We start from the raw sequence: 24,094 nt of genomic DNA, 5'->3' as shown, positions 1-24,094 counted from the left end.
GTGGAACATGACCCGGTCGTGCAATTTTACGTGCAACTACTGCTACTACCCGCACGACCCTTCCCCTGTGCAGAACCCGCTCCCAGCAGAGACCATACGTTCTTTTCTGGATGCAACAGGCCAGGAATGGACCATTGGTCTCACAGGTGGAGAACCGTTTCTGTACCCAGACTTTGTTCAGCTTTGTGAGAGCCTCACCGAACAGCATCGCATTGCGCTGGACACAAACCTCAGTCTGTCGAAACCGCTTCAGGAATTTGTCGAGCGCATTTCTCCTGAACGGGTTCAGGATGTCTATGCCTCACTCCACATCGAGGAACGCGAAAAACGCGGCGGCATAGACCCGTTTATTCGAAATGTTCAACTCCTGAAAAATCATGGATTTGTCGTCAAGGTGAACTACGTTCTCCACCCCACGCTGATCGACCGCTATCAGCGGGATGCAGACACGTTTGCCAAATACGACATTGAGCTTGCCCCTCGTCCTTTCAAGGGCACATACAAAGGGCGCGACTATCCGGAATCCTATAGCCAGAGGGCCAAAAATATTTTTGCAAAGTCCTCTGACGGCGGGAAAAAGATGCTCTTTAACTTTAAGGGAATCCCCTGCAATGGAGGGCATTCATTCATCCGAATGGAGCCAGACGGAACCATATTCCGCTGTGCAGGCGAAAAGACCGTTCTTGGCCAGCTTCCGGGTGAGGCGGAACTCTATGATGGTCCCCGCCCCTGCAATGTTTCGCGCTGCCCATGCCGGGGACTCGATCACGTCCAGCTTTCCACTTCACAGGAATATCTTGTCAACGCCCTTCGCTATGACCTCGTCGACAACATCCGGCCAGCAGAACGAGAGTATCGCAAGGCCCTTGAAGAAGACGAAAGCAATGCGACAGCAGCAAATAATCTGGGCGTCATTGAATGGGGAAATTCCCGACTCCAGACCGCAATCAAGCTCTTTGAGCATGCCTATGAACTTTGTCCGGGAATCCAGCGCTTTGAACAAAATCTTATTCTCTCAAAGTCTGTCCTGAACGGCGAACCAGCATTTGAGAACCCTAAAAAATACAGTGCCGTCTACGCACAGGCAAACCAGACACACTCGTAGCAAAGGAGGATGAACGGCTCGGGTGTAGACAAGATTTATATGATTCACGTACTGTGCATCACAGTTTTCTTTTTTGATGGAACAGAACAATGGAGCTTAGTGCAGAATGCAGCATGATACATTCAATATTCTAATGTACTCACACGACACATATGGTCTGGGGCACATTCGACGTACCATGGCAATTGCAACGAACCTTCTTCGGCCCGGCGTCAACATACTCATTCTGACCGGATCTCCTATTGTCGGCCGCTTTGATTTTCCTCCCGGAATAGATTTTGTTCGCATTCCCGGAATGATAAAACAAAGCAATACGGTGTATATACCGCATTCCATCAAAGTTTCGCCCAACCATGCCCTGCGTATGCGCACGGACATCATTACGGCGACAGCACAGGCCTTTGATCCAAGTCTCTTTATTGTCGACAAAGTGCCGATTGGTTTGCGAGGTGAGGTTTTGCCCACCCTGCAATGGTTCCGCAAAAACCGCCCGCAGTCCCAGCTCGTTCTGGGACTGCGGGATATTCTGGACGACGCCCAGACCACGCAGGCGGAATGGCACAAAAAGAATTTCAACAGCGTTCTGCGTGACCTCTACGACGAAATCTGGATTTATGGCGAACAACACATGTATGACCCTATCAAGGAATACGCCATTCCTTCTGACATAGGGGCCAAAACCGTCTTTACAGGCTACATTCCGCGCCAGCTTCCGCAGGTCCGCGCCCCCGGAAGCAATGGATGCAGTCATGGCTCTGGAGAATATAAGCGCATTGTGGTCACAACTGGAGGCGGAGGCGATGGTTCCCCTATCCTTGATACCTACCTGTCCATGCTGGAGCAAAACGCAAGTCTGAACCTCGACACGCTCATGATTGCAGGGCCATTCATCCCGCGCACAGAATATGACAAGCTTGCGGCCCGCGCCAAAACCCTTGGTGTTGACTTCCGGGCCTTTACCAACTGCCTTGAAAAAGAAATCGCCCAGGCCGATCTGGTTATCAGCATGGGCGGCTACAACACCGTGTGCGAAATTCTGTCCATGAAGCAGGTTGCGCTCATCATCCCTCGCGACGTCCCCAGAAAAGAGCAGCTCATCCGTGCCGAAGTCATGAGCACTCAAGGCCTTGTGGACTACCTGCCATGGGAAAAACTCACCCCGGACCAGCTTCGGGTCAAAATCCTTCGCTTGCTCAAAAACCCCGAGCACTACCTCGAATCCGTCAGTTCATTCAAAATGACAGGACTCGACGTCATGCGTCACCGGCTCGAACTTTTCAGGAGGCATGTTGCGTAATGTCCCGCTCGTCTGCCACCTCCCTTGGCTTTGTGCTCAAGGGCTTTCCGCGCATTTCCGAGACCTTTATCTCGAATGAAATCAGATTGCTGGAACAGCGAGGCTTTCGCATCCACATCTACTCTATGCGCCACCCGCGCGAAAGCTTTACCCATGAATCAGTCAAAGCGATTCGGGCCAAAGTAACCTACCTGCCGCAGAGCGTGAGTTATGATTTCCCGCGCCTGCTGTGGCAAAACATCTGTCTGTTTGCCCGCATCCCCAAACACTACATCAAGACCGCGCGACTCTGGCTCTCCAGATATCCGCAGGCTCCCAAAAAACATACATGGCTCAAGCACTTTCTTCAGGCAGGATGGCTCGTGCAATGCTCTGCAAAACGCGAAGGCATACACCACTTTCACGCCCATTTTGCCCATACCCCAAGCTCGGTTGCCATGTACGCCGCCTCTTTTTGCGATGTGCCATTTAGTTTCTTTGCCCATGCAAAAGACATCTACACACAAAACCCCATTGCCCTCAAAGAGAAGATAGACAGGGCGAAATTCGTGGTCACCTGCACGGCGTATAACGAGAACTATTTGAAACACATTGCAAAGAATGCAAAAAAAATTTCCTGCGTGCGACACGGAATTGATCTTTCACTCTTTTCGCCCAAATCACGGCCCGCAACGCCTACGCCGCCATTTACCATTCTGACAGTTGCACGACTTGTGCCGAAAAAAGGCCTTTTTGATGTGCTGGAAGCGCTAGCCTTTTTGCGCCAAAAAGGTATAGAGTTCCGATATATACTTGCAGGGGATGGACCACTACGTGCCCAACTCCTGCAAAAAGCAGAAAATCTGGGGCTTGCAGCACAGGTCCTCATGACCGGAACCATCACCCATGAAGCCGTCTGTCAGCTTTATGAAAAAGCAGACGCCTTTGTGCTTGGATGCAGACTTGGTGACAAGGGAGACCGGGACGGAATCCCCAACGTCATTGCCGAAGCAATGGCAATGGGCGTTCCTGTTGCTGCAACACGATTTTCTGGCATCCCCGAACTTGTGGAACATGAAATTTCCGGCATGCTTAGCGCACCGGAAGATCCGCAGGAGCTTGCGCACAATCTTCTTCGGGTACTGACTGACCACCAGCTCAGGGCACAGCTCATCCCGGCTGCCCGCCAGCGGGTTGAACATATGTTTGACAACAGAACACTTATACAGACGCTTGCCGAGGTCTATGAGGCCGGAGGTATCCACCCTGTGGAATACAAGCCGGCGCCCCAGCTCATGGAAGCGGTACAGCATTAGAGACCAGTCCATGCGCATCGCTTTTTACGCACCGTTTAAGCCGCTCAATCACGCTCGCATTTCCGGGGATATTACTATTGCCCGCGATGCTATGGAATTCTTTGTCCGAAAAGGTCACAGCACGTCTGTTATTTCTCCTCTGGAAAGCACATGGCTCTACCTGCGTCCGTGGCGCTGGCCAGATGCCCTTCTGGAATACATGCTGGCCCGCAGCTCCTGTAGCTCTCAGGGACTCAACGCATGGATCACCTATCATAGCTATTACAAAGCTCCAGACATTCTGGGGCCACGTCTCGCGCGCCTAGGACTCCCCTACTTTATTTTTTCTGGTGCCTATGCAGACAAGCGCAAACGCAGTCTCAAGACCCTGCCCGGCTATATTCTCAACAAACGCGCCCTTCTTGCGGCCAGCCATGTTTTCGTCAACAAGCTCCCTGAGCTTGAAACCTGTTCCCGCATCCTTCCCGACGAAAAGCTGACCTACATCAAACCCGGCATCTTTACCCATGAATTTTCTCCCGACATCCTCATGCGCCAGAAGTATCGGCGGGCATGGGGCGCACGCGAGACAACGGTTGTCGTGACCGCGGCAATGATGCGCAAAGGCGTTAAGGCTGATGGAGTAGAACAGGTCATTCGATCCTGCGCAGAGCTGGCAAACAATGGCAAAAAGATTCTTCTTATCGTGGCAGGTGGTGGCCCAGAAAAAGACAGGCTAGAGCGGCTTGCAGCCTCTCTGCTCCCTGGGAAAATGCGCTTTCTTGGCCGCATTCCACGTCAAAAACTCTACAGAATTTTCAGCGCCGCAGACCTCTTTGCCTTCCCCGGCTATAACGAAGGTCTCGGCATGGTCTACCTCGAAGCCCAGTGTAGCGGCCTGCCCTGCGTGGCAACAGACGACGCCGGAGCACCAGAAGTCATACGGGACATGGAATCGGGACTCATTGTCCCTGCCAATGAACCCGAAAGCTTCACCCGAGCCATTGAAACACTGGTCGAGGACTCAGAACTTCGCACGCGACTTGGGCACAATGCACGCGAGTATGTCGTAAAAAATCATGACATCGAAAAATGCTACGCGCCCATGAACACCATCATGCGAGAAATCGTCGAGAACAGCCCCCATAGCTGGAGTCCCCGCCGATGACAGTTTTCCACCTGCTGCGACACGCCCAGACCTCATGGAATCAGCTGCGCCGCATTCAGGGACAGCGCGATATTCCTCTGGCCCCGGAGGGAGAGCTTCAGGCGGAAACGTGGAAACACGCCTTGCAGGAAACGCCGTTTACTGGAGCACTCTGCAGTGACCTGCAACGGGCGGTACGAACAGCACAGATTCTCATTGAAGGACGAGACATTCCGCTGGAGCGAGACCACAGGCTTCGAGAACAGGACTGGGGCGTCTGGGTAGGAAAAACCATTGACGAAATCCGTGGAGAAGAAGGTTTTGAAGTCCGTCGGCAGGAGCAGGCAGCATGGGACTTTCGGCCTCGTGAAGGAGAGAGCAGAAAAGAAGTTCTGGAGCGGACCAGAAATGCACTTTTTGCAGCAGCACAACGCCACCCTCATGGAGAAATTCTGGTCATCTCGCACCTTGGGGTCATCAAGTGCCTGCTCAACGACCTGCTCAAACACAGTTTTTTGCCAGAAGATGGCGACCCCGTTAAAAAATACGGTCTCCACAGTATTGTCTGCAAGGATGGCTCGCTTCACCTACGGAACCTCAACCAAAGGCTTCCCTGATGCGCATATTGTTCTACAGTCAGCATGTACTCGGAGTTGGGCATGTAGCCCGCAGTCTCGAAATCGCCCGTGCCTGTATTGATGCCGGGCATACCGTCACACTCGTCACCGGGGGCGAAGAGCTTCCCCTTCCTCTCCCAGAGGGCATTCTTCACGAAAAGCTTCCCGCCCTGCGTATGGACAGCACGTTCTCCCATGTCCTGCCTGCGCATTATGATATGCCCAAAACCCCGCTTTCAGAAAAAGAGCAGGCCCGGCTTGATGAACTGCTGGCCGAAATCATGGAACAGCGCGTTGACCGGCTCATGAAGATTGCAGGCCGCTTTCGACCACACATATTTCTCACCGAACTTTTCCCCTTTGGACGCCGGGCATTTCGCTTCGAGCTTATCCCTGTGCTCACAGCCCTCCAAAGTGGAGCCTTTGGTCCCTGCAAAATCGTCTGTAGCCTGCGTGACATTCTCGTCGAAAAAGCCGACCAGCAAAAATACGAAGAGCGGGTTCTCAAAATACTGAACCGAAGCTATTCCGGGGTTCTCATTCACTCGGACCCAAACGTTTTTTCTCTGGACGAGACATTTTCCAGAACAGCAGACATACGCCCGCCCGTGCACTACACAGGCTACGTCGCGCCCCGCCCTCGCCCAGAAAAAAGCAGCAGCCTGCGAAAAATCCTCAAAAAAGACGAAAAGCCACTCATTGTGGCCAGTGCAGGCGGAGGGAGCGAAGGCTATCCTCTTCTGAGCACAACGCTTGAGGCGTCAATTGTCCTCAGCGCATCGCTGCCACATACTCTGCGCATTCTTTCTGGCCCGTACCTCGACGAACAGGATTTCGCTCTTTTGCAGGCCAAGGCCAGCACCGCCCCGCACATCCATGTAGAACGCTTTTCCACAGAGTTTCCAGAACTCCTTGCGGCGGCAGACCTGTCTCTCAGTATGGGTGGCTACAATACACTCATGAATCTTTTGGCAGCACAAACCTACGGACTTGTTTTGCCATTTACCCAAAACAGGGAACAGCGCATGCGGGCAGAACGCCTTGCTGCGCGTGGCGTGCTGGAGATTCTCCAGCCAAAGGATCTGGAACCTGATCGACTTTCACAAATCATGCACACGACGTTGCAGGCAACTCAGGCCGGTGGGACGGATCTTGACCTGAGTGGCGCCCGCAGTACCGCAAACCTCTTGCAACAGTTCATGGAGTCGTCATGATCGCTCGACACACACCTTCCGCGCTATGGCAAGCGCCGTGGCCAGGCCTTCAATCTGATTTGGAACGGCAGATTGAAAACGCGCTCGATGCGCACAACACCCCAATTCGGGTATGGTTCCGGGCTGATGATGTGGCAGCCCCCGGCACCATTTGGACTAGCTGCTGCGATGTTTTTCTTCGGCACAGGACGCCTCTCTCTCCTGCCCTTGTTCCTGCGTGGATGTCGCTCGCCCGCTGGAAAACACTCTACAAAGTTGCTCGTGGAGCAGACTGGGGCTGGCACCAGCACGGCTGGCAGCACCGAAACCATGAGCCAGAGGGAGAGCTAAAAAATGAATTCGGCAGCTTCCGCCCTGTTCAGGAGCAGCAGCAGGACATCCAGCGGGGAGTTGAAAAACTCCACAAAACCATAGGGAGTGCATTTATACCTGTATTCACTCCTCCGTGGAACAGGATGTCACAGCAGGCCATTCTTGGTCTCCGGGATCAGGGACTTTCCGGGCTGTCCAGGAGCTGTGGTTCCGCTCCTGCCTGCCCCGATGGTCTGACAGAATTTCCAGTCCACGTTGACCTCCACACCCGCAGGTCACCAGAGGCGGAAAAAGACAGACAGGCTCTGCTCAAGGAATTCGGTGATGCACTGAAAACAGGCACCTGTGGCTTCATGCTGCACCATCAGCGCATGAATGAACACGCGCTGGCCTTTTTGGAAACGCTGCTCACCGTGCTCGGAAGTGACGCCCGTCTTCACACCGTGCACATAGGGGAACTCCTGCACGAAGCACAGGAAAAATGTTCTGTGCTTGCCTGATTTCCCGCTGATGCGCTATCATAAAGAATCTCCAGTATAGACATGATGTTCCGCAGGGATTCTTTATGAAGAAAACACACAACGAGAGTACCGCCAAACCAGTGGACAGACAGATTGTTCTGCCCATGAAAACGGCGCTCAGCATGAGCTTTCGCAATCTCAGGATTCGGTTCATGCGATCTTTGGTCACCACGGTCAGTCTTGTACTGGCCGTGGCGTTCCTGAGCTTTATTCTTTTGCGAAGCAACATAGCCCAGGGCTATCTTTCTGCACATGGGCCATCTGTTCTGGACGAACTGACTCGTGCAGGCTTTTCTGTTGCGTCCGATGCCCAAAGCATTTCCCCCAGCCCAAGAGAACGCTGGATTGTGTTTCTCTCGCTTCTGGTCTGCGCCGTTGGCATCATCAACGCTCAGCTCATGTCTGTGACAGAACGCTTTCGCGAAATTGGCGTCATGAAGTGCCTTGGCGCTCTCGACCGCTTTGTCTTGCGTATTTTTCTTTTGGAAGCCGGAATGCTCGGCGCAACAGGTTCAGCCTGTGGCGTTCTGCTTGGACTTCTTGTCAGCCTTGGGTACAGCCTCGTCACCTTTGGCTCTGCTGCAAGTTTTGGACTTCTTCACCCCGATGCTCTCCTCTCCCTTCTTTTTGCCTTCGCCACAGGAATATTCCTCACACTGGCCGGAGTTCTGTACCCTGCATATCTGGCAGCCCGCATGCGCCCCATAGCAGCCCTTGGATCAGAACACTAAACCCATGTGGAGCCAGCCGTGGCAGAAAAATCCCGGACCATCGTTCGTGTTATCAATGTGACGAAAAGCTTTCGCATGGGCAATCTTGAGGTCGAAGCCCTCAAGGGAGTCGACCTTGAAATCAACTCCAGTGAATATGTGTCGATTATGGGACCATCTGGTTCAGGGAAATCCACGCTGTTTAACATGATCGGCGGACTGGACAAGCCCACAAATGGGAAAGTCTTTATTGATGAGGTAGATATCTCCCAGCTTGATGCCTTTGAGCTGGCATGGCTCAGAAATCGCAAAATTGGGTATATTTTCCAGACTTTTAATCTGATTCCCGTCATGACAGCGCTGGAAAACGTGACCCTGCCCATGACCTTTGCAGGGGTCAACAGCGCCGACGCACAGGAAAAAGGCATTGCCCTTCTCGACGAAGTTGGCCTGCAAAAACGCTATCAGCACCGCCCTTCCGAACTCTCCGGCGGACAGCAGCAACGCGTTGCCATTGCCCGCGCTCTCGCCAATTCTCCTGCCATCATCCTTGCAGACGAACCAACAGGAAATCTTGATACCTCGACTGGCGAAGAAATCATTGCCATGCTCGAAAAGCTTTCTGTGGAGCATGGTGTCACGATTATTTCAGCAACACATGACCACAAAATGCTGGCTGTTTCAGATCGGGTCGTCTGGATTCGTGACGGGAAAGTCGAACGCATTGAGGACCGTCACGCACTGGATATTTCTGTTGGCGGCATCCAGTCACAGGCAGATCGGGAGAGCACAGACTCATGAAGTCCATACTTTCTCTTGCCCTTGCCCTCGCCCTGTTTCTTGCCGTTCCCTTTGCCAAGGCTGCGCCGCCTTCTGCTGATGCGCAGCCCTCAATCATGGAACAACTTAGTGCCATCCCGGACCGCAGCGTAGGCAGCCCCGGTCACTTTCGTGCGGCCGAACTTGTCAGTAATGCTCTTTCCAAAACACTCTCAGATGAACGCAACGTCATCTGCTTCACCCAACATTTTTCCATTCCAGTGCAGCTGGTGGAGCACTGTTCCATCACTCGCGCAGACGGCCGAACAGAGCAGCTTTTCCCTCTGCGGATGAACGCTCTCTCGCCAAGCAGTATTCCTGCCCCAGGTCTCAACGCGCCAGTGCTCGCTGTCGGCAAGGGAGAACTTCGGGACTTCAATGGCCATGATGTGAATGGCAGAATCATCCTCATGGACCTTGATTCCGGGAAAAACTGGCAAAATGCTGCCATGCTCGGTGCCCGTGCGGTCATCTTTACTGACCCGCGTCCCGGCAGGCCAAAAGCTCCCAGAAACGAACTGGAAAAGCTTTTCGAACCGACCCCCATTGATTTCCCCCGCTTCTGGATGCCCTACGAGCAGGCTTCCCGAATCTTTGGTGCGATCAGCCCCAAAAGCAGTTTTCCACCTGTCACGCTGCGCTCCTCCATGCACTGGACCCGTGCCCCTACTCAAAATATTGCCTGTCTCATTCCCGGTTCAGACGAAACACTCAAAAATGAGCTGTGCATCTTCGAAGCATTTTATGACAGCACAGCAGACATCCCCGGCAATGCCCCCGGAGCAGATGAAGCCTGTTCCATTGATACGCTCCTCGCCCTTGCCCACGAATTTGAACGCACCCCACCAAAGCGCTCCGTGCTCTTGCTCGCTACGGCCGGACATGCGCAGGGGCAGGCCGGAATGCGGGAATTTACCTATGCACTAAGTGAAAAGATTGAACGACTTGAAAATGAAGCAGGGGCGCTGGCTCTCCGTAAAGAGCATGCCCTGATCTCGCTGGAACTTTTGGAAGAATTTCGGCCTGAAGAGGACAAAGGCTGGCCAAGAATTGAATCAGAACAAAAACTTCTGCGCGAGGCACTTGGCTTTGTGGTTAAGACACAAACCGATGCCCTCAGTGCAGAACTGGCCCGGCTTCGCCTTTCTCCCGACTTTCCAGAACGCTCGGAACGCATTGCTGCCCTCGCCAAGGAGCGCCTGAACCTGCGCCGCCTGTCGTGGCTCCCTGAAACAGCTCAGCTCTCCACACAGGATAAAAAAATACTGACAAGCCTTATTGCTCCAGCTCAGGAAGAGCAGCAGCGGGAACTTGCAGATGCGACTCTGGAGGAAAAAGAGCTGGGAAGCATCCTTCTTTTACGTGAGCAGCTCGACACATTTCAGATCAAGGCGCTTGTTTCTTTACACCTGTCCAGCCACGGCACAGGCATTGGAGCCTTTGAACGCGGCTGGCTCTATCTGTTGCGCCCCACTATTTCCCGCACCAGATTTTTGAGTCCACTTGCTGCTCTGTTGCGCGAGACCGCCGCCAAACATGTCGATGGCAAGCATTACACAGACATGCTTCGGCCATCACTCCTGGATTCATGGCAGGGATTTTTGCCAGACAAGCCCCAGCTCGGTTCTGAACCCTTTGCCCTGTCTGGACGTCCCGGCATCACTCTTGCCAGCACTCACGATGCCCGCAGCTCATGGGGCACGCCATACGATGAACTCAGCGCGGTGGACATGGAAACGCACCAGCGCCAAAATGCATTTGTCCTGTCTCTGGCTCAGGCACTTGTCTCAGAGCCAATCCCAGATTCAGGAACCACGCTCAAAAACGGCTTTGCGAGCCTGCGGGGACGCGCCAACCTGCTCCGGCAGGGTGAAGTTTTCCCGGATCGTCCCGCAGAGGGCACAAGCCTTATCTGCTTTCAGGCATACTCGCGTTTCCCTGCGATGGTAGACCACGCAGGAAACTTTGCCGTACATGGTCTCGCAGACAAAAAGCACTCAGTACACAAGGCCATTCTGGAAGGATTCCTGTTTGATACAGACACCGGGCGTGCAGTCTGGGCCATAGACAAACCCGCCACGGGCAAAAGCTCTTACCGGGTCAAAATGAACAGGCTGAACATGGAAACAAATCTCATCATGTTCCGCTGCGCCCAGTCCACGTTCTTTGAAATGCTTGATGCCCGGACATTCCACTACGTGTACCGCCCAACGCTCATTGATTCCCGAACCGAATCAACGCCCCTGCGCTTCTGGTACAGCCGTCTGGACACACGCTCCTCCACCCTTGGAACGTTTTTCTTGCCGCCAGAGGTTCCGCTCAAGCTCACGCTTTCCGACACCGTCCTCGACAAGAAAGTTATCCTGCTTAATGCCAGTGCCGAGACTCCAACAGGAAAAGGATACCGGCTCAAAGACTGGCCCGTGGTCACACTCACGCCATACCGGGCCGCAACTGATATGTGGAGCCTGCTCACTCCCCGCATTACGAACCTCGAACAGCGCGGCATTATAGGTGACCGCCTCCGGGAAATGGCAGCACAGGGACAGGCAGCTCTCAGCGCAGCAACACAGGCGTCGCAAGAAAAGCAGTGGGACAGCTTCCTTGATTCCTCCCGCACAGCGCTGTCCATTGCCTCGCAGGTCTATAACGATGTCGATTCCATTCAGAAAGACGTCCTGCTTGGAGTCCTCTTCTACATTGCGCTCTTTGTCCCCTTTGCCTACTGCATGGAGCGCCTTGTCTTTGGCTTTACCGACATCACCAAGCGCATAGCAGGATTCCTCTTTTTCCTCGTCGCCATCATCGCCATCATCTCGCTTGTTCACCCAGCGTTCCAGCTCACGTACAGCCCTATGGTGGTTATACTCGCCTTCTTTATTGTGGGCCTGTCCGTTTTGGTTTCGCTCATTATTTTCTTCCGCTTTGAGCGAGAAATGAAGGAGCTGCAACAGCGCTCAGGAAACGTCAAAACCAGCGGACTCAGCCACAGCTCAGCCTTTGCCGCTGCCTTTATTCTTGGCGTGTCCAACCTTCGCCGCCGCCCCCTGCGCACGCTCCTGACCTGCACCACACTCACACTTTTGACCTTTACCATTATGAACTTCACAGCCGTTCGCTCCCAGACCCGGCAAGGCTGGTCAGCATTTCGCGACGCTGCCAGCTACAGCGGCGTCCTTCTCAAAAACATTGGCTGGAAAGATTTGCCCGTTGAAGCTCTCGGGGCCATGAATGACTTCTCCCAACAGAAATACCGCATTGCGCCCCGAGTCTGGTATGAAATTCTGGATCGCACCCGGGCGCCATCCATCCCCGTACAAAAAGATATTTCCACCACAGCACGTGCCCGTGGCATTGTCGGCCTCTCTGCCATTGAGCCACAGATTTCTGGTCTCGACAAAGAACTGAGCTGCGGGCGCTGGTTCCGCCCCGACGAGCAGTTCGCCGTGATCCTGCCAGACGCAATGGCTCAAGCTCTCGGCGTTGACCTTTCGCGCCCAGAGAGCACAAGCGTCCGCATCTGGGGCATGCCATTTACCGTTGTGGGCTGCATGAAAAAAGGCGGACTGGAGTCCCACCCCGATCTCGACGGCGAAGCCATGACACCAATCATTTATCCATCGGAAGCAGCGACAGTCCTTTCTGACGTCGAGGCCGAGGCTCTGGAAGAAGGTCGGGACATTGCCCGCTACTCCTCCCGCTACCAGCATATTCCAGGAGAAGAGACACTTCTTGTGCCCTACACCACACTTTTGGGCCTTGGTGGAAGTGGCGGCAAGCTCAAGGCGCTGGCCATTGCCGGGGACTCACAGGAAACAGAACAACTCGCCACAGAACTCAGCCAGCGTTTTGGGCTGATGATCTTCCGGGGCACGCTCAGCCCCACGCCATCAACATCGCTCTTCTACGCGGCAACTGCGACAAAATATTCAGGCATTCAGGGCGTCGCCATTCCCATTTTGATTTGTGTGTGCATTGTGCTCAACACCATGATCGGGAGCGTCTACGAACGCAAAAATGAAATTGCCATCTATACCTCGGTCGGGCTTGCTCCCTCGCATGTCTCTTTTCTCTTCATTGCCGAAGCGCTGGCCCTAGGGATCATCAGCATTGTAGCCGGGTACCTGCTCGCACAGGCAAGCTCTGCCCTCCTGTCTGGTACGGCGATCTGGTCCGGCATGACGGCAAACTATTCTTCACTCGCAGCCATTGCCGCCATGTCTCTGGTTCTCCTCGTGGTGCTCGTCAGCACAATTTATCCCTCGCGGGTCGCGGCCAATGTTGCCATTCCCGACGTGAGCCGCTCGTGGAACATGCCGACCCCAGAAGGCGATACGCTCAACATCGTCCTGCCTTTCCTCATTAACCTTAACGAGCAAACCAGTGCAGGCGGTTTTTTGCAGCAGTATTATGCAGCACACGCTGATGTTTCGCATGGACTCTTCTGCACTGACGAAATGTTTTGTGAGCTTCTCCAGCCCGGCTCGCTTCCTCCGTGGGAAGGGCAGGACCTTCACTCGACACAGAGTTGCCTCATGATTCAGCTTCAGGTCTGGCTCGCTCCCTTTGACTTTGGCGTCAGGCAAAACGTCCGCATCACGTTCTGCCCCTCAGATGTCTACAAGGGGTTCATGCAGATACGGCTGTTCCTTGAACGAGAATCAGGGGAAAAGCAGGCATGGATCAATGCCAACAAGGGATTCATCAATGACCTGCGCAAACAGCTTTTGATCTGGCGTTCTCTGGATGATGCTGGTGCAGAAAACTACAGCCACAAACTCAGGCTCTCCACCGCAGAAGAGCTTGCTCACCGCGACGGCTTTCGCATTCGCATAACCGGAAGGGAGCAGGCACATGACGAATAAGCTCCGCCTTCGTGGTCTACTTTTTGGCCTCGCCTTTGGCATTCTCCTGTGCATCCTGACGCCGTGGAATGCCGCAGTCTTGGGAAACACGCCCTTTGGCGGCGGGCACTTTCCACTCGCCCCCTTCTTCCTTATTGCATGGCTCTTCTTCCTCTCTGCCTTGGGCAAAAGGTTCACCGGGCGCGTCCTCTTTTCCGGCATTGAGCTTTTGTGCATATGGCTCGTCTGCACCATATTTACTGGCATCGCCTACGCCGGGCTAACCCAGACATTTTTCGTCAACACCACGGCCCCAGACTTTTTCTCTCGTGATGGATTTCGCTGGACGCAGACGCTTTCCGAGCTTTTGCCACAAGGCTGGCGGCCTGCGAACCCAGACATCACAGAGACGCTCTACAACGGCCTTCCCAATGGTCGAAGCATGGGCTTCATGACACTGCTTTCAAGCATCCCATGGGCACAGTGGAGCATTCCACTTCTTTCATGGGGCAGTTTCATCCTCACGATCTATCTGGTGCTCTTTTGTCTCGCCCGGCTCCTTGGGCATCAGTGGGTCACAAACGAACGCATGAATTTCCCGCTGCTTCGCGTGCCGCAGCTTATGGGTGAGCATCTCGCAGAGGACACTCCAGAACCGTGGATCAGCAACGGTTTTCTCCTCTCAGGCCTTGCCCTGCCTCTCTTTCTCCATGCACTCAACGGGTTACATGCCTACATGCCCTCAGTCCCGGAGATTCAGACGCTCATTCTTGCTGGCGACTATTTCCCCAAATTTGGACTCTTTTCCGGCTTTCACAAGCTCAAACTTTCCATCGTGCTTGCCTTCATTGGCTTTGCCTTTTTTACACCTCGCCAAATCTCATTCAGTCTTTGGTTCTTTTTCCTTTGGGCCGGTCTCCTTTCGGGTATTCTTTCTGTCGCAGGTCTCAATGCCCCAGAGTCCGCGCTTGGCGTCACCTTCGGTCCAGAATTTTCACGTCCAGAGCAGGCACAAAGCATCGGTGCGGCCATCGTATTTGCCTTCTTCATTCTCTGGCTAGCCCGACGGGAACTTCTCGCCATTTTCACGCAGTTCCTCCCTGGTCACAAAGACGTTCAGGCGCCCCCTCTTCTTGCCGGACTCGGCTTCCTTTTGGGACTCTTCCTGCTCACAGGCTGGGGAATATGGTTTAGGCTTCCGCCCCTCACAGCCATTGTACTCCCTCTTTGTGCGGTCATTCTCCTTCTCGTCGTGAGCAGGCTCATTTGTCAGGGCGGTCTGCCCTATTTCATTTTGACCGTTACTCCGCTCGACGCGCTCATTGGCTGCTTTGGCAGCAGCTTTTTAGGTCAGGCCGGGCTTGCAGGTTCTGCGGTCATGCAAAAAGTCCTTTTTGTGGACTTGCGCGAGAGTCTGCTCCCTACACTTTTCCACGGTGAAAAAATCGCATCAGGTCACCCCTCTGCCCGTGCGATGCGCCTTCTCCTCGCTCTTATCATCCCCCTTGCAGCTATTCTCGGTCTCTGCATCATGCTTGCCCTGTGCTACAAATACGGCCTGCGCGACATGAATGCAGACTGGGCGGTTCGCTCCACCCTTGCTGTTCACGAGAACATTCAGCGCATCCTTGATTCACCACCAGCACCCAACAGCTGGACCATCGGCTTCACCATTGCCGGGATGTGCACCATGTTTGTTCTGATTCTCTGCTACTGGCGATTCCCCTGGTGGCCCTTGCACCCCATCGGTTTTTTGGCCGCGTATGACGCAAGCATGCGCATCCTCTGGTTCAGTCTTTTCCTTGGCTGGCTCTGCAATCATCTGTGCCTGCACTATGGTGGAGCCATACTTTTCCGCCGCCTGCGCTTTTTCTTTGCCGGACTCATTCTTGGCGATTTCCTCATGGGCGGTTTTTGGGCACTCATAGGCATTTTCTTTGGTCCCGGTTACAGCATATTCCCACTCTAGACGGAGCGTGGCATGTACGACGACGCAGAACTTCGAGAATATAGAGACCTCTTAAAACCACCCGATCACTTTGAAGACGGTTTTGGCTGGAAAACCGTTATCGGAGCAATTTTCATAGGCTTTCTCATGATGCCGGGCAGCATGTATCTTCAGCTCGTCATCGGCAGCAGCATTGGTCCAGCAGCTCGCTGGGTCACCATCATCCTTTTTGCCGACATTGCCCGCCGTTCCTACACGCAGCTTCGCCAGCAGGAAATTTTTCTGCTCTACTACATGGCCGGAGCAGCCCTTGCGTCTCCATTTCAAGGACTTTTATGGAACCAGTACCTTGTCCAGTCTGATGCCGCGCAGATGCTCGGCCTCACTGAATTCATTCCCGCATGGATTGCACCGCAGCCCGGGAGTGACTCCCTTGTTGAACGGACATTTTTTCACCGCGACTGGCTCATGCCCGTCCTTCTTCTCGTTGGGTCACAGCTCATTACCCGCATCGACCACTTCGGCCTTGGTTATGCGCTTTATCGCATCACCTCAGACGTCGAAAAACTCCCTTTCCCAATGGCCCCGGTTGGAGCACTCGGCACAATGGCCCTTGCCGAATCTACCGAAGACAGGCGCACAGGCTGGAAGTGGCGAGTCTTCTCCATTGGCGGCGTCATTGGTCTTGCCTTTGGTTTTCTCTACGTTGTGCTCCCCGCGCTTTCCGGTCTCATAATCTCCGAGCCTATTCGGCTCATCCCCATCCCGTGGATTGAGCTGACCCGGCAAACCGAGGACGTGCTCCCCGCTGTGGCAACCGGTATTCAGCTTGACCTCGGTCTCGTCTTTATCGGGATGGTCCTCCCCTTTTGGGCCGTCATTGGCGGTCTCATCGGTCTCGTTATTACCGTAATTCTCAATCCGTTTCTTTATGCCCGCGGCATTCTCACCCGCTGGCATCCTGGCATGGAAACAGTGGACACCGTCTTTGCCAACAATCTTGATTTTTACATGAGCTTTGGCATTGGGCTTGGTCTTGCCGTCGGAGCCATTGGTATCTGGTATGCGGCCCGCTCTCTCTTTCGCAAAACTGACGGCCTTGATTTTCACGCCCTTTTCCATCCACCCAAAGGGCGCGGAGACATCAACTTTTGGCTCTCCATCGCCATTTATGTTTTTTCCACGCTTGCCTACATCGGGCTATGTGTCTTTCTCGTGCCCTCGTTCCCGTGGATATTCTTTGTCATTTATGGCTTTGTTTTCACGCCCCTCATCTCGTACATTTCTGCCCGGATGGAAGGAATTGCCGGGCAATTCGTCACGCTCCCGCTTGTTCGCGAGGCAAGCTTTATCGCCGGAGCCAAGTATTTTGGCTATCAGGGAATAGAAATCTGGTATGCCCCGATCCCCATCAACAATTATGGCGAAGCCGCCGTTCAGTTTCGACAAATTGAACTCACAGGCACCAGTTTACGCGGTATCATCAAAGCCGAAATTGTTGTCTTCCCCATTGTGCTCATCGCCTCACTTCTCTTTTCCCAGTTTCTCTGGAGACTCGCGCCCATCCCCTCCTCGAACTATCCCTTTGCTCAGGAGCTTTGGCATCTTCAGGCTCTCAACACGCTCCTCATGCAGACTTCTACCCTCGAAGGCAATTCCCTCTTCTTTCAAGCCCTCTCCGCGAAGGTCGTAGGTCTCGGTCTCGGCCTTGGGCTTCTCGCCTATCTTATTCTCAATCTCATGGGGCTTCCCGTCCTTCTTATTTATGGCGTAGTTCGCGGTCTTGGGCAGAGCACACCCCATGGCCTTATTCTTGAGGTTCTCGGCGCCCTTCTCGGTCGCTTTTACTTCCTCAAGAAGTATGGCAAAAAGTGGCGCCATTATGCGCCCGTCCTCCTCGCAGGCTTCTCCTGCGGTATGGGACTCGCCGGAATGTTCGCTATGGGGTGCACTCTCATCTTGAAGTCCCTCGGGCGATTGGCCTATTAGAACAAGACTTCGTCTCGTGCTCTGCAAGGGGCGCTAGGGTGGGCGGGGACTCTGTCCCCGCACCTCTGCAAGGGGCGCTGCCCCTTGACCCCGCCCAAGGACGAGGCCCTTGGGAATCCCGCTTTCGCCCGAAATAAAAGGGACCGAAATGTGATGAGAGCTACGCTCTCCTCTCCATTTCGGTCCCTTTTTTTCGGCCTAATTAACTGGGCGTGTGTTCTTTTTCTTTGCGCTCCAACCCTTTCTTTTTGAACGCAAGCGTTCAAAAAGAAAATGGTGGCAACGCACGGGAAAGAGAAAGAAGCCGCTTTAGGCAGCCCCAACAAGTTTAAAAGCCGTGCAAGCGAAGCTTGCACGGCTTTTAAACTCGATGAGGATACGTAAGGGAATCATTCCCTTACGCGGGGGCTTGGGGGCTGGCCCCCAATCTTCCCCCACCCACCCATCCAGCACTCACGTGCTGGGGCAGGCCCCCAATCTTCTTCCTCTTACCTATACCAAACTCACGCCGACATTCTGTAACGTGCAAGATTCGCACGTTTGAGCGCTCAAAAGGACATCTTCCCAGTGCACTATTCGCTTAACGAGCACCTTAAGAAAACCGGCACTGCCGCCGTTGGTTTCGAGTAAAACATTAAAGACCTTGTTCCGGTCAATTTCGAGACAGAAAAGCGGTTCCACGACGCGTAAAGAAAAAAGCCGCTGGACGTCACTCAAAAGAGCCATAGCGCCCAAGACCTGCCCTGCCTCTAAAATTCCAATACTGTGCTCGGCCCCATCATCCTTACGTAAAAGCTCACATGATCCTTCAATGAGATAATACGCTTTGTGGTCAAAATCCCCCTGCCGAAAAACACATTCCTGCGGGTCATACCGAACGACGCGACATAAAAGGGCCATTGCCTTAAGGCTGTTAAAAGGGACCGCAGAGAAAAGCTCAATCTCGCGCAAAATTTCAAGATTGCGTTCAAATCCACACTTTTCATCGCCATTTTTGCGCTCACTATCCGTGCATGAGTTCATATAACGCCCCTTTCTTTTCTATCAATTCGTCATAACTGCCGACCTCGACAATTCGACCATTCTTGAGCACCACAACGCGATCATAAATCGGAAGCGTGTCGAGACGATGGACGACAGAAACAACGGTGCTAGTTCCTTTGAAACGCCCCTGCAAAAGGTTGGAAATCCGGGCCTGCGAGGCATTATCCAAAGCGGAGGTCGCCTCATCCAAAATAAGGATAGGCGGATTCTTGAGAAACGCTCGGGCGAGGGCAACTTTCTGACGCTGCCCACCGGAGAGCCGATCTCCCATGGTTCCAACCTGAAACTCCATGCCAAGCGCCACAATGCGCTCCAAAATATCTTCTTCGATGAGAAGCCGCATAACGGCTTCCTGAATCCGTTCTTCTGCTCCGGCTCCTTCTTCCTTGATGCGCCCATATAAAATGTTGTTCAAAATGGAGAGCGCCGAAATGTACTCATTGGGTCGATAGAATGAATAGGCACCGGGGTCTGACTGCGAAAGAGCCTCAGAAAAATGCTGCCGGGCAACGAGAAGCTTTTCCACAAGAGATCGAGAAAGACCTGCCACGCCATGCTTTCCGGGAATGTACGCAAGAGCGAGATCAAGCAAAATTTGCCTGTCTTCGTCAGAGACATCCATCACGGAAGCGTCAGGGTCAGAGCCATGCACACGGGCAAGACGGTCAACAAGATGCGCAGTCTCATCAATACTGGAGCGACTCACTGGCGTTTCGTCAAACAAGGCATCGCCAACGCTGGTGGTCCGCTGCATGTCGATAGTACGAAAAGCGATTTCCGCACCCAGAGCAACAAGCGGCAACTCAATATTTTCTTTCTTGAGAAACGCACGAAAACGCGGACGACTCCCTAAAGTCTCAATGGCGAATTCAGAACGGTTCACAGCTCCAAATACAATATTCTCAGCCACAGAACCATACTGCATAAAACTGTCGGGCGAGAAAAACTCAATATCGCGTGAAAGGTCCGTCGCATGTCGCGTGCTGAAACTTTCGCGAGCATGAATGATGCGCTGTACAAGGTCGGGGTTCTCCTCGGGGTCAATGACGCCCTGCGTTCCAAAACGCAAAACATCGAGGAAAAGACCAACCTGCTGCACAGCTTCAATAAGCCGGTCAAGATCAGGCATCTCGCTCTCTTCCCGACCGCCCTGCAAGCGCTCGGCTTCGCAGGCATACACGAGATTTTCCCGAAGCGTCCCGCTAAAAATAAACGGTTGCTGCGCAACAATTCCCGTATTCCAGACAACATCCTGCCGAGTCAGATCATTCAGTTCCTTGCCGTCAATAAACACCTTGCCGCTGGAATAGGTATAGAGCTGGGCAAGGACGAGAGCGAGCGTCGACTTGCCGCTGCCGGAAAAGCCCACAAGGGCAAGGTGCTCGCCATGTTTAAGCTCAAGGGAAATGCCATCGAGTAAACGGATGTTGCCATTCACGACAAAGCTCACATCATGAAACGAAATATTACCTTCGAGAGAATGCGGTTCGCGCCCCTCGGGGCTGAACTGATGCTCTGGGTCAAGATCAAAGGTTTCCATAACCTGACGATAGCGCACTCGCCCATCCTGATAGGCCTGATAAAACTCAATCAGTTCTTTCCATGGGTCATACAGCTTCTCATACGCGGAAAGAAAAGCGACCAGAGCACCAAGATCAAAATGACCATGAATGGCAAGCCAGCCACCAACGAGGAAAAGTGAAAATGGTCCAAGACTCTGGAAAAAGTTGTTCGTAAACTTAATGCCAAACTTGTAGGCAGAGAAAAACATGTTGTAGCGAAAAAGCCTGTTCACATGCTCAGAAAACTTCTTGCCTTCGAGAGCAACAGACCCGTTTCCGTGTACTTCCTGCACACCGGAAACACTCTCGCCAACCATTGAACTCATCTCACGCATCTGGCGCAGACGCTTCCTGTTGTAGGCATTGAACCGGCGCTGCAAGAGCGGCAAGACCATAAAATCAATTGGATAAATGGCGATTGAAATCGCGCCAAGGAGCGGATTGAGATAAAACATGTACGCACCCATTGCGATGAAGGTGAGTACATTGACGAGAGGCACAGCAATGGCCATCCCGATGAAATCGCCTATTGGAGCAAGCTCCTGAACAATGGAAGAAATGACGTGACCGGGGGAGGTCCGGCGGAAAAAATCAAGAGGCAGGGAAAGAACATGGGCAAAAAGACGGCTTCGGACTTCGACAATGGTTTTTTGCCCGATGAAACTCTGCAAAACGTTCAGAACATACTTGAGCAGCCCTGCCAGAACAACAGCTGAAATATATAATCCGCTGTAGAGAAAGAGTGCCGTTATGTCCTTGAATGCAATGGCTTCATTGATGATTCGCTTTTGCATCTCAAGTGGAAAAACACGGGCACCGACTGTCGCCACAACCAGAACGACGAGGATAGCCTGATATTTGAGATTCTTCCCCAGCACCCAGGAATACAGCGAACGTTGCGTCACCTTTGTTTCGGCCATGCGCTTTTTTCTCCCATGCTATACAAGATATACACAAATCTTATATCATGAGAGGCACAATGCGGTCACGCAGGAATCCATTCCTTGTTTGGGATATCAAGAGCGTGGTATCATTGCAGACTCTATCCCTGTGTTTTGCTTTGTGAGGTCCTATGAGCTTTCGATGGAAACTTTTCCTGACGTCTCTTTTGGTTGCCCTGCTTCCACTCACCATTGTCGCAATACTCAGTAATTCCATACTGCTCCGCGGCGGCGACAAGCTGGCGCTGAGTATAGGAAGCAATCTGGAGCGTCTCATTGGTGAAGAGCTGAGCCAGACTGCGGCAATCCATGTTCGCGATATGTACCGCGCACATGATTCGCTGTCCTTTATTCTTCAGGACCTCAACCGTGATGTGGAAGAGGCCCTGACCGAACCTGAGAGTAAAGACAAGTTTCGCATTTTTTCCGCACAGGACTTTGACAACGCAGACACCGCTCCACCTGACCTTTCAAGCTTCCCGAATTATTACCGAAGCACCATGATGGGCCAACGCATCCCCGTCAAAGTCAGCTTTGCATTCCCATCAATCTACTACCCCGGCCGCGTCAAATCGCCGGATAGACTTCGAGATGCCCAAAAGCTGTATACTCTCACCCCTGCCCTCCGGCATATTCTTGAGGGAACCAACGGCGCTGTTTTCCGCGTTCACATCACGCTCAGAAACGGCCTGCACCTCGCCTACCCTGGGCACGGAGCCTACCCCTCGCACTTCGATGGGCGCTCCCGGCCCTATTACAAAACAGCACAAAAAAATGATGGGACGTTCTGGACAGAACCCCACATCGACATCACGACCCAGCGGGTCATTTACACCATCTGTATGCCCACAAAGGACAGCAATGGCACCTTTCAGGGTGTCGTCGCTCTGGACATCCTTCTCCCCAACATTCTCAAGGATGACGGCATCACAGACCGCTGGTCGAGTCAGGCTCAGGTCTTCATGGTGCTGCTTCGCGAAAAAGAAAATGGTGGAACAGGGCTGAGAATCTATGCTCAGAGACAGGGACAGTCACAAGCCATGCACCACTGGCGCAGCAGCCTTCAGGCAAAGTGGCTCGAAAGCTCTGACCCCGGCGGGCAGGAACAGCTCCTGCGAGAAATGAAAACTGTCAAAAAGAGCTATATCACGCTCCCATACCGGGGGCGCCCCTCACTTTGGGCCTTTGCCCGTGCCAGAAGCTCTACCCATTTTCACATGATTATTGTGCCGCTTTCGGTCACAGAAACCATCCCGAACAAAGCCCGAAAAATCATTCTGGATACCACCCGCCAGCAGAGTACCGCCATCATCATTGCCGTGGCAGTCACACTGTTTATTCTCATTCTCTTCACCACGATTGGGACCAGAATACTCACCAAGCCTATTGAAAAAATTGCTGATGTCGCAAGCCGGATTAACGAAGGTGATTTTGATGCCCGCATTGATTTCCGGCTCAATGACGAACGGGACAGGCTGATTGATGTCCTGAATGAATCTGGTCCAAAGCTTCGGGAACAGGTACAGCAAAAACAGGCACTGGAACTGGCTCAGGAAGTTCAGCAGCGTCTGCTGCCCTCTGCTCCGCCAGAAATTCCGGGCTGGGAACTCTCGGGACTCAGTACGTCCTGCGACGAAACGGGTGGCGACTATTTCGACTATTTTTATCCCTGCCCAGACAGCCCCAAGGCAAGCATTGTCATTGGTGATGTCACCGGACACGGACTGGCCCCAGCGCTTATTATGGCAACCATCCGGGCAGAACTCCGGGCGCTCAGCGCACAGAATCACAGCCCGGCTGAACTCATGGAACAGGTCAATGCCCTGATTAGCTCTGATCTCGCAGGCACAGGAAACTTCATCACAATGTTCTACATAGAACTCGACCATACCAGCAACGAGCTGGAATGGGTCAAGGCAGGGCACGATCCCGCAATTGTGTATTCCCCTGCCTCAGACAGCTTTAGTGAACTGGATGGTGAAGGACTGCCTCTTGGGATTACGACAAACTTCCCCTACGGTTCTCAAAAATCACAGGTTCTGGAGCCGGGAACCGTCATACTTCTGAGTACAGATGGCATCTGGGAAGCACACAATGCCCAAAACGAAATGTTTGGGAAAGACAGGCTCCGGGATGTTCTGCGAAGCAACGCATCCCTTTCGTCCCTGAGCATTAAGCGACGCATTCTGGACGCCATAGATGAATTTACCGATGGGCACCCGCTGGACGACGATGTCACACTTATTGTGATGAAATTCATGGGACAGGATGCGCAGAATACAGAGGGGGAATCCGCATGAAAATGCACTCGCTTCACATCAGCCTCCCCCCAGAGCGCGGCAACTTCGACTCCGTGGTTTCCCAGATCGAAGACTACGCGCGGCAGCACCGCGTCCCGGAAAACGTCATCTTCAAACTTGTGCTTACACTCGATGAACTTGTCACCAACATCATCAACTATGGCGGGCTTGCCCCAGATTCGCCCCCCATAGAAATAGACGTGAGCTGCAAGCCGCAGCACATTACCGTGCGCCTTGAAGATTCTGGAGATGAATTTAACCCCCTAACAGCTCCTGAGCCGGAGCTTGAGACCCCCCTCGAAAAACGCAAAAAACGCATCGGGGGCATGGGTATCCACATTGTGAAGACCTGTATGGAAGAGTTGCGGTACAGCAGAGAAGACGGGAAAAACATCCTGATTCTTACCAGACACTTTTCCGAAGAAGACAACGCACAGCCAAAGGATTGAG

16 protein-coding genes are annotated in these 24,094 nt (G+C 53.2%); 14 read left to right on the top strand and 2 right to left on the bottom strand.

Features of this window, described 5'->3' with window-relative positions:
- Window positions 1-7: 7 nt before the first annotated feature.
- The 12 genes from B5D23_RS12525 (at window position 8) to B5D23_RS12470 (ending at window position 17,797) form a co-directional block, all read left to right on the top strand.
- Window positions 8-1,105 (top strand): radical SAM protein, encoded by a 1,098-nt coding sequence (locus tag B5D23_RS12525; protein WP_159445997.1) that lies wholly within the window; start codon window positions 8-10, stop codon window positions 1,103-1,105.
- Between the two features lie 106 nt (window positions 1,106-1,211).
- Window positions 1,212-2,402 (top strand): glycosyltransferase family protein, encoded by a 1,191-nt coding sequence (locus tag B5D23_RS12520; RefSeq protein ID WP_078685791.1) that lies wholly within the window; start codon window positions 1,212-1,214, stop codon window positions 2,400-2,402.
- Window positions 2,402-3,697: a glycosyltransferase family 4 protein gene (locus B5D23_RS12515; protein ID WP_078685790.1), complete on the top strand. Its 1,296-nt coding sequence runs from the start codon at window positions 2,402-2,404 to the stop codon at window positions 3,695-3,697. The genes B5D23_RS12520 and B5D23_RS12515 overlap by 1 nt, the downstream gene beginning before the upstream one ends.
- Window positions 3,698-3,707: 10 nt before the next feature.
- Window positions 3,708-4,844: a glycosyltransferase family 4 protein gene (locus B5D23_RS12510; protein WP_159445996.1), complete on the top strand. Its 1,137-nt coding sequence runs from the start codon at window positions 3,708-3,710 to the stop codon at window positions 4,842-4,844.
- Window positions 4,841-5,440, top strand: coding sequence for a histidine phosphatase family protein (locus tag B5D23_RS12505; protein ID WP_078685788.1), 600 nt, complete (start codon window positions 4,841-4,843; stop codon window positions 5,438-5,440). The genes B5D23_RS12510 and B5D23_RS12505 overlap by 4 nt, the downstream gene beginning before the upstream one ends.
- On the top strand, window positions 5,440-6,654 hold the full coding sequence (locus tag B5D23_RS12500) for a glycosyltransferase family protein (RefSeq protein ID WP_078685787.1): 1,215 nt from the start codon (window positions 5,440-5,442) through the stop codon (window positions 6,652-6,654). The genes B5D23_RS12505 and B5D23_RS12500 overlap by 1 nt, the downstream gene beginning before the upstream one ends.
- A complete protein-coding gene (locus B5D23_RS12495; protein WP_078685786.1) occupies window positions 6,651-7,466 on the top strand; it encodes a polysaccharide deacetylase family protein in 816 nt (271 codons plus the stop codon). Before B5D23_RS12500 ends, B5D23_RS12495 begins: the two co-directional genes overlap by 4 nt.
- 65 nt (window positions 7,467-7,531) lie before the next feature.
- Entirely contained in the window at window positions 7,532-8,218 is a 687-nt protein-coding gene (locus tag B5D23_RS12490) for an ABC transporter permease (protein WP_078685785.1), read from the top strand.
- Between the two features lie 75 nt (window positions 8,219-8,293).
- A complete protein-coding gene (locus tag B5D23_RS12485; protein WP_078685816.1) occupies window positions 8,294-8,998 on the top strand; it encodes an ABC transporter ATP-binding protein in 705 nt (234 codons plus the stop codon).
- A complete protein-coding gene (locus B5D23_RS12480; protein ID WP_078685784.1) occupies window positions 8,995-13,881 on the top strand; it encodes an FtsX-like permease family protein in 4,887 nt (1,628 codons plus the stop codon). The genes B5D23_RS12485 and B5D23_RS12480 overlap by 4 nt, the downstream gene beginning before the upstream one ends.
- Window positions 13,871-15,829 (top strand): DUF6785 family protein, encoded by a 1,959-nt coding sequence (locus B5D23_RS12475; protein ID WP_078685783.1) that lies wholly within the window; start codon window positions 13,871-13,873, stop codon window positions 15,827-15,829. Before B5D23_RS12480 ends, B5D23_RS12475 begins: the two co-directional genes overlap by 11 nt.
- Window positions 15,830-15,841: 12 nt before the next feature.
- On the top strand, window positions 15,842-17,797 hold the full coding sequence (locus B5D23_RS12470; protein ID WP_078685782.1) for an OPT family oligopeptide transporter: 1,956 nt from the start codon (window positions 15,842-15,844) through the stop codon (window positions 17,795-17,797).
- A 492-nt stretch (window positions 17,798-18,289) separates the two neighbouring features.
- Here B5D23_RS12470 and B5D23_RS12465 read toward each other — a convergent pair whose 3' ends face one another.
- Window positions 18,290-18,820, bottom strand: coding sequence for a Crp/Fnr family transcriptional regulator (locus B5D23_RS12465; RefSeq protein WP_078685781.1), 531 nt, complete (start codon window positions 18,818-18,820; stop codon window positions 18,290-18,292).
- Window positions 18,801-21,323: an ABC transporter ATP-binding protein/permease gene (locus tag B5D23_RS12460; RefSeq protein ID WP_078685780.1), complete on the bottom strand. Its 2,523-nt coding sequence runs from the start codon at window positions 21,321-21,323 to the stop codon at window positions 18,801-18,803. Before B5D23_RS12460 ends, B5D23_RS12465 begins: the two co-directional genes overlap by 20 nt.
- A gap of 152 nt (window positions 21,324-21,475) precedes the next feature.
- On the opposite strand from B5D23_RS12460, the gene B5D23_RS12455 reads away from it, so the two are divergent.
- Together B5D23_RS12455 and B5D23_RS12450 are read left to right on the top strand one after the other, a co-directional pair.
- Window positions 21,476-23,644, top strand: a complete 2,169-nt coding sequence (locus tag B5D23_RS12455; protein WP_078685779.1) for a SpoIIE family protein phosphatase — start codon at window positions 21,476-21,478, stop codon at window positions 23,642-23,644.
- On the top strand, window positions 23,641-24,093 hold the full coding sequence (locus B5D23_RS12450; RefSeq protein WP_078685778.1) for an ATP-binding protein: 453 nt from the start codon (window positions 23,641-23,643) through the stop codon (window positions 24,091-24,093). Before B5D23_RS12455 ends, B5D23_RS12450 begins: the two co-directional genes overlap by 4 nt.
- The last annotated feature ends 1 nt before the right edge of the window (window position 24,094 follow it).

This window comes from Desulfobaculum bizertense DSM 18034 (assembly GCF_900167065.1).
GTDB lineage: Bacteria > Desulfobacterota > Desulfovibrionia > Desulfovibrionales > Desulfovibrionaceae > Desulfobaculum > Desulfobaculum bizertense.
The sequence above is the reverse complement of the archived record's forward strand: the minus strand, read 5'-3'. Positions and strand labels throughout refer to the sequence as shown.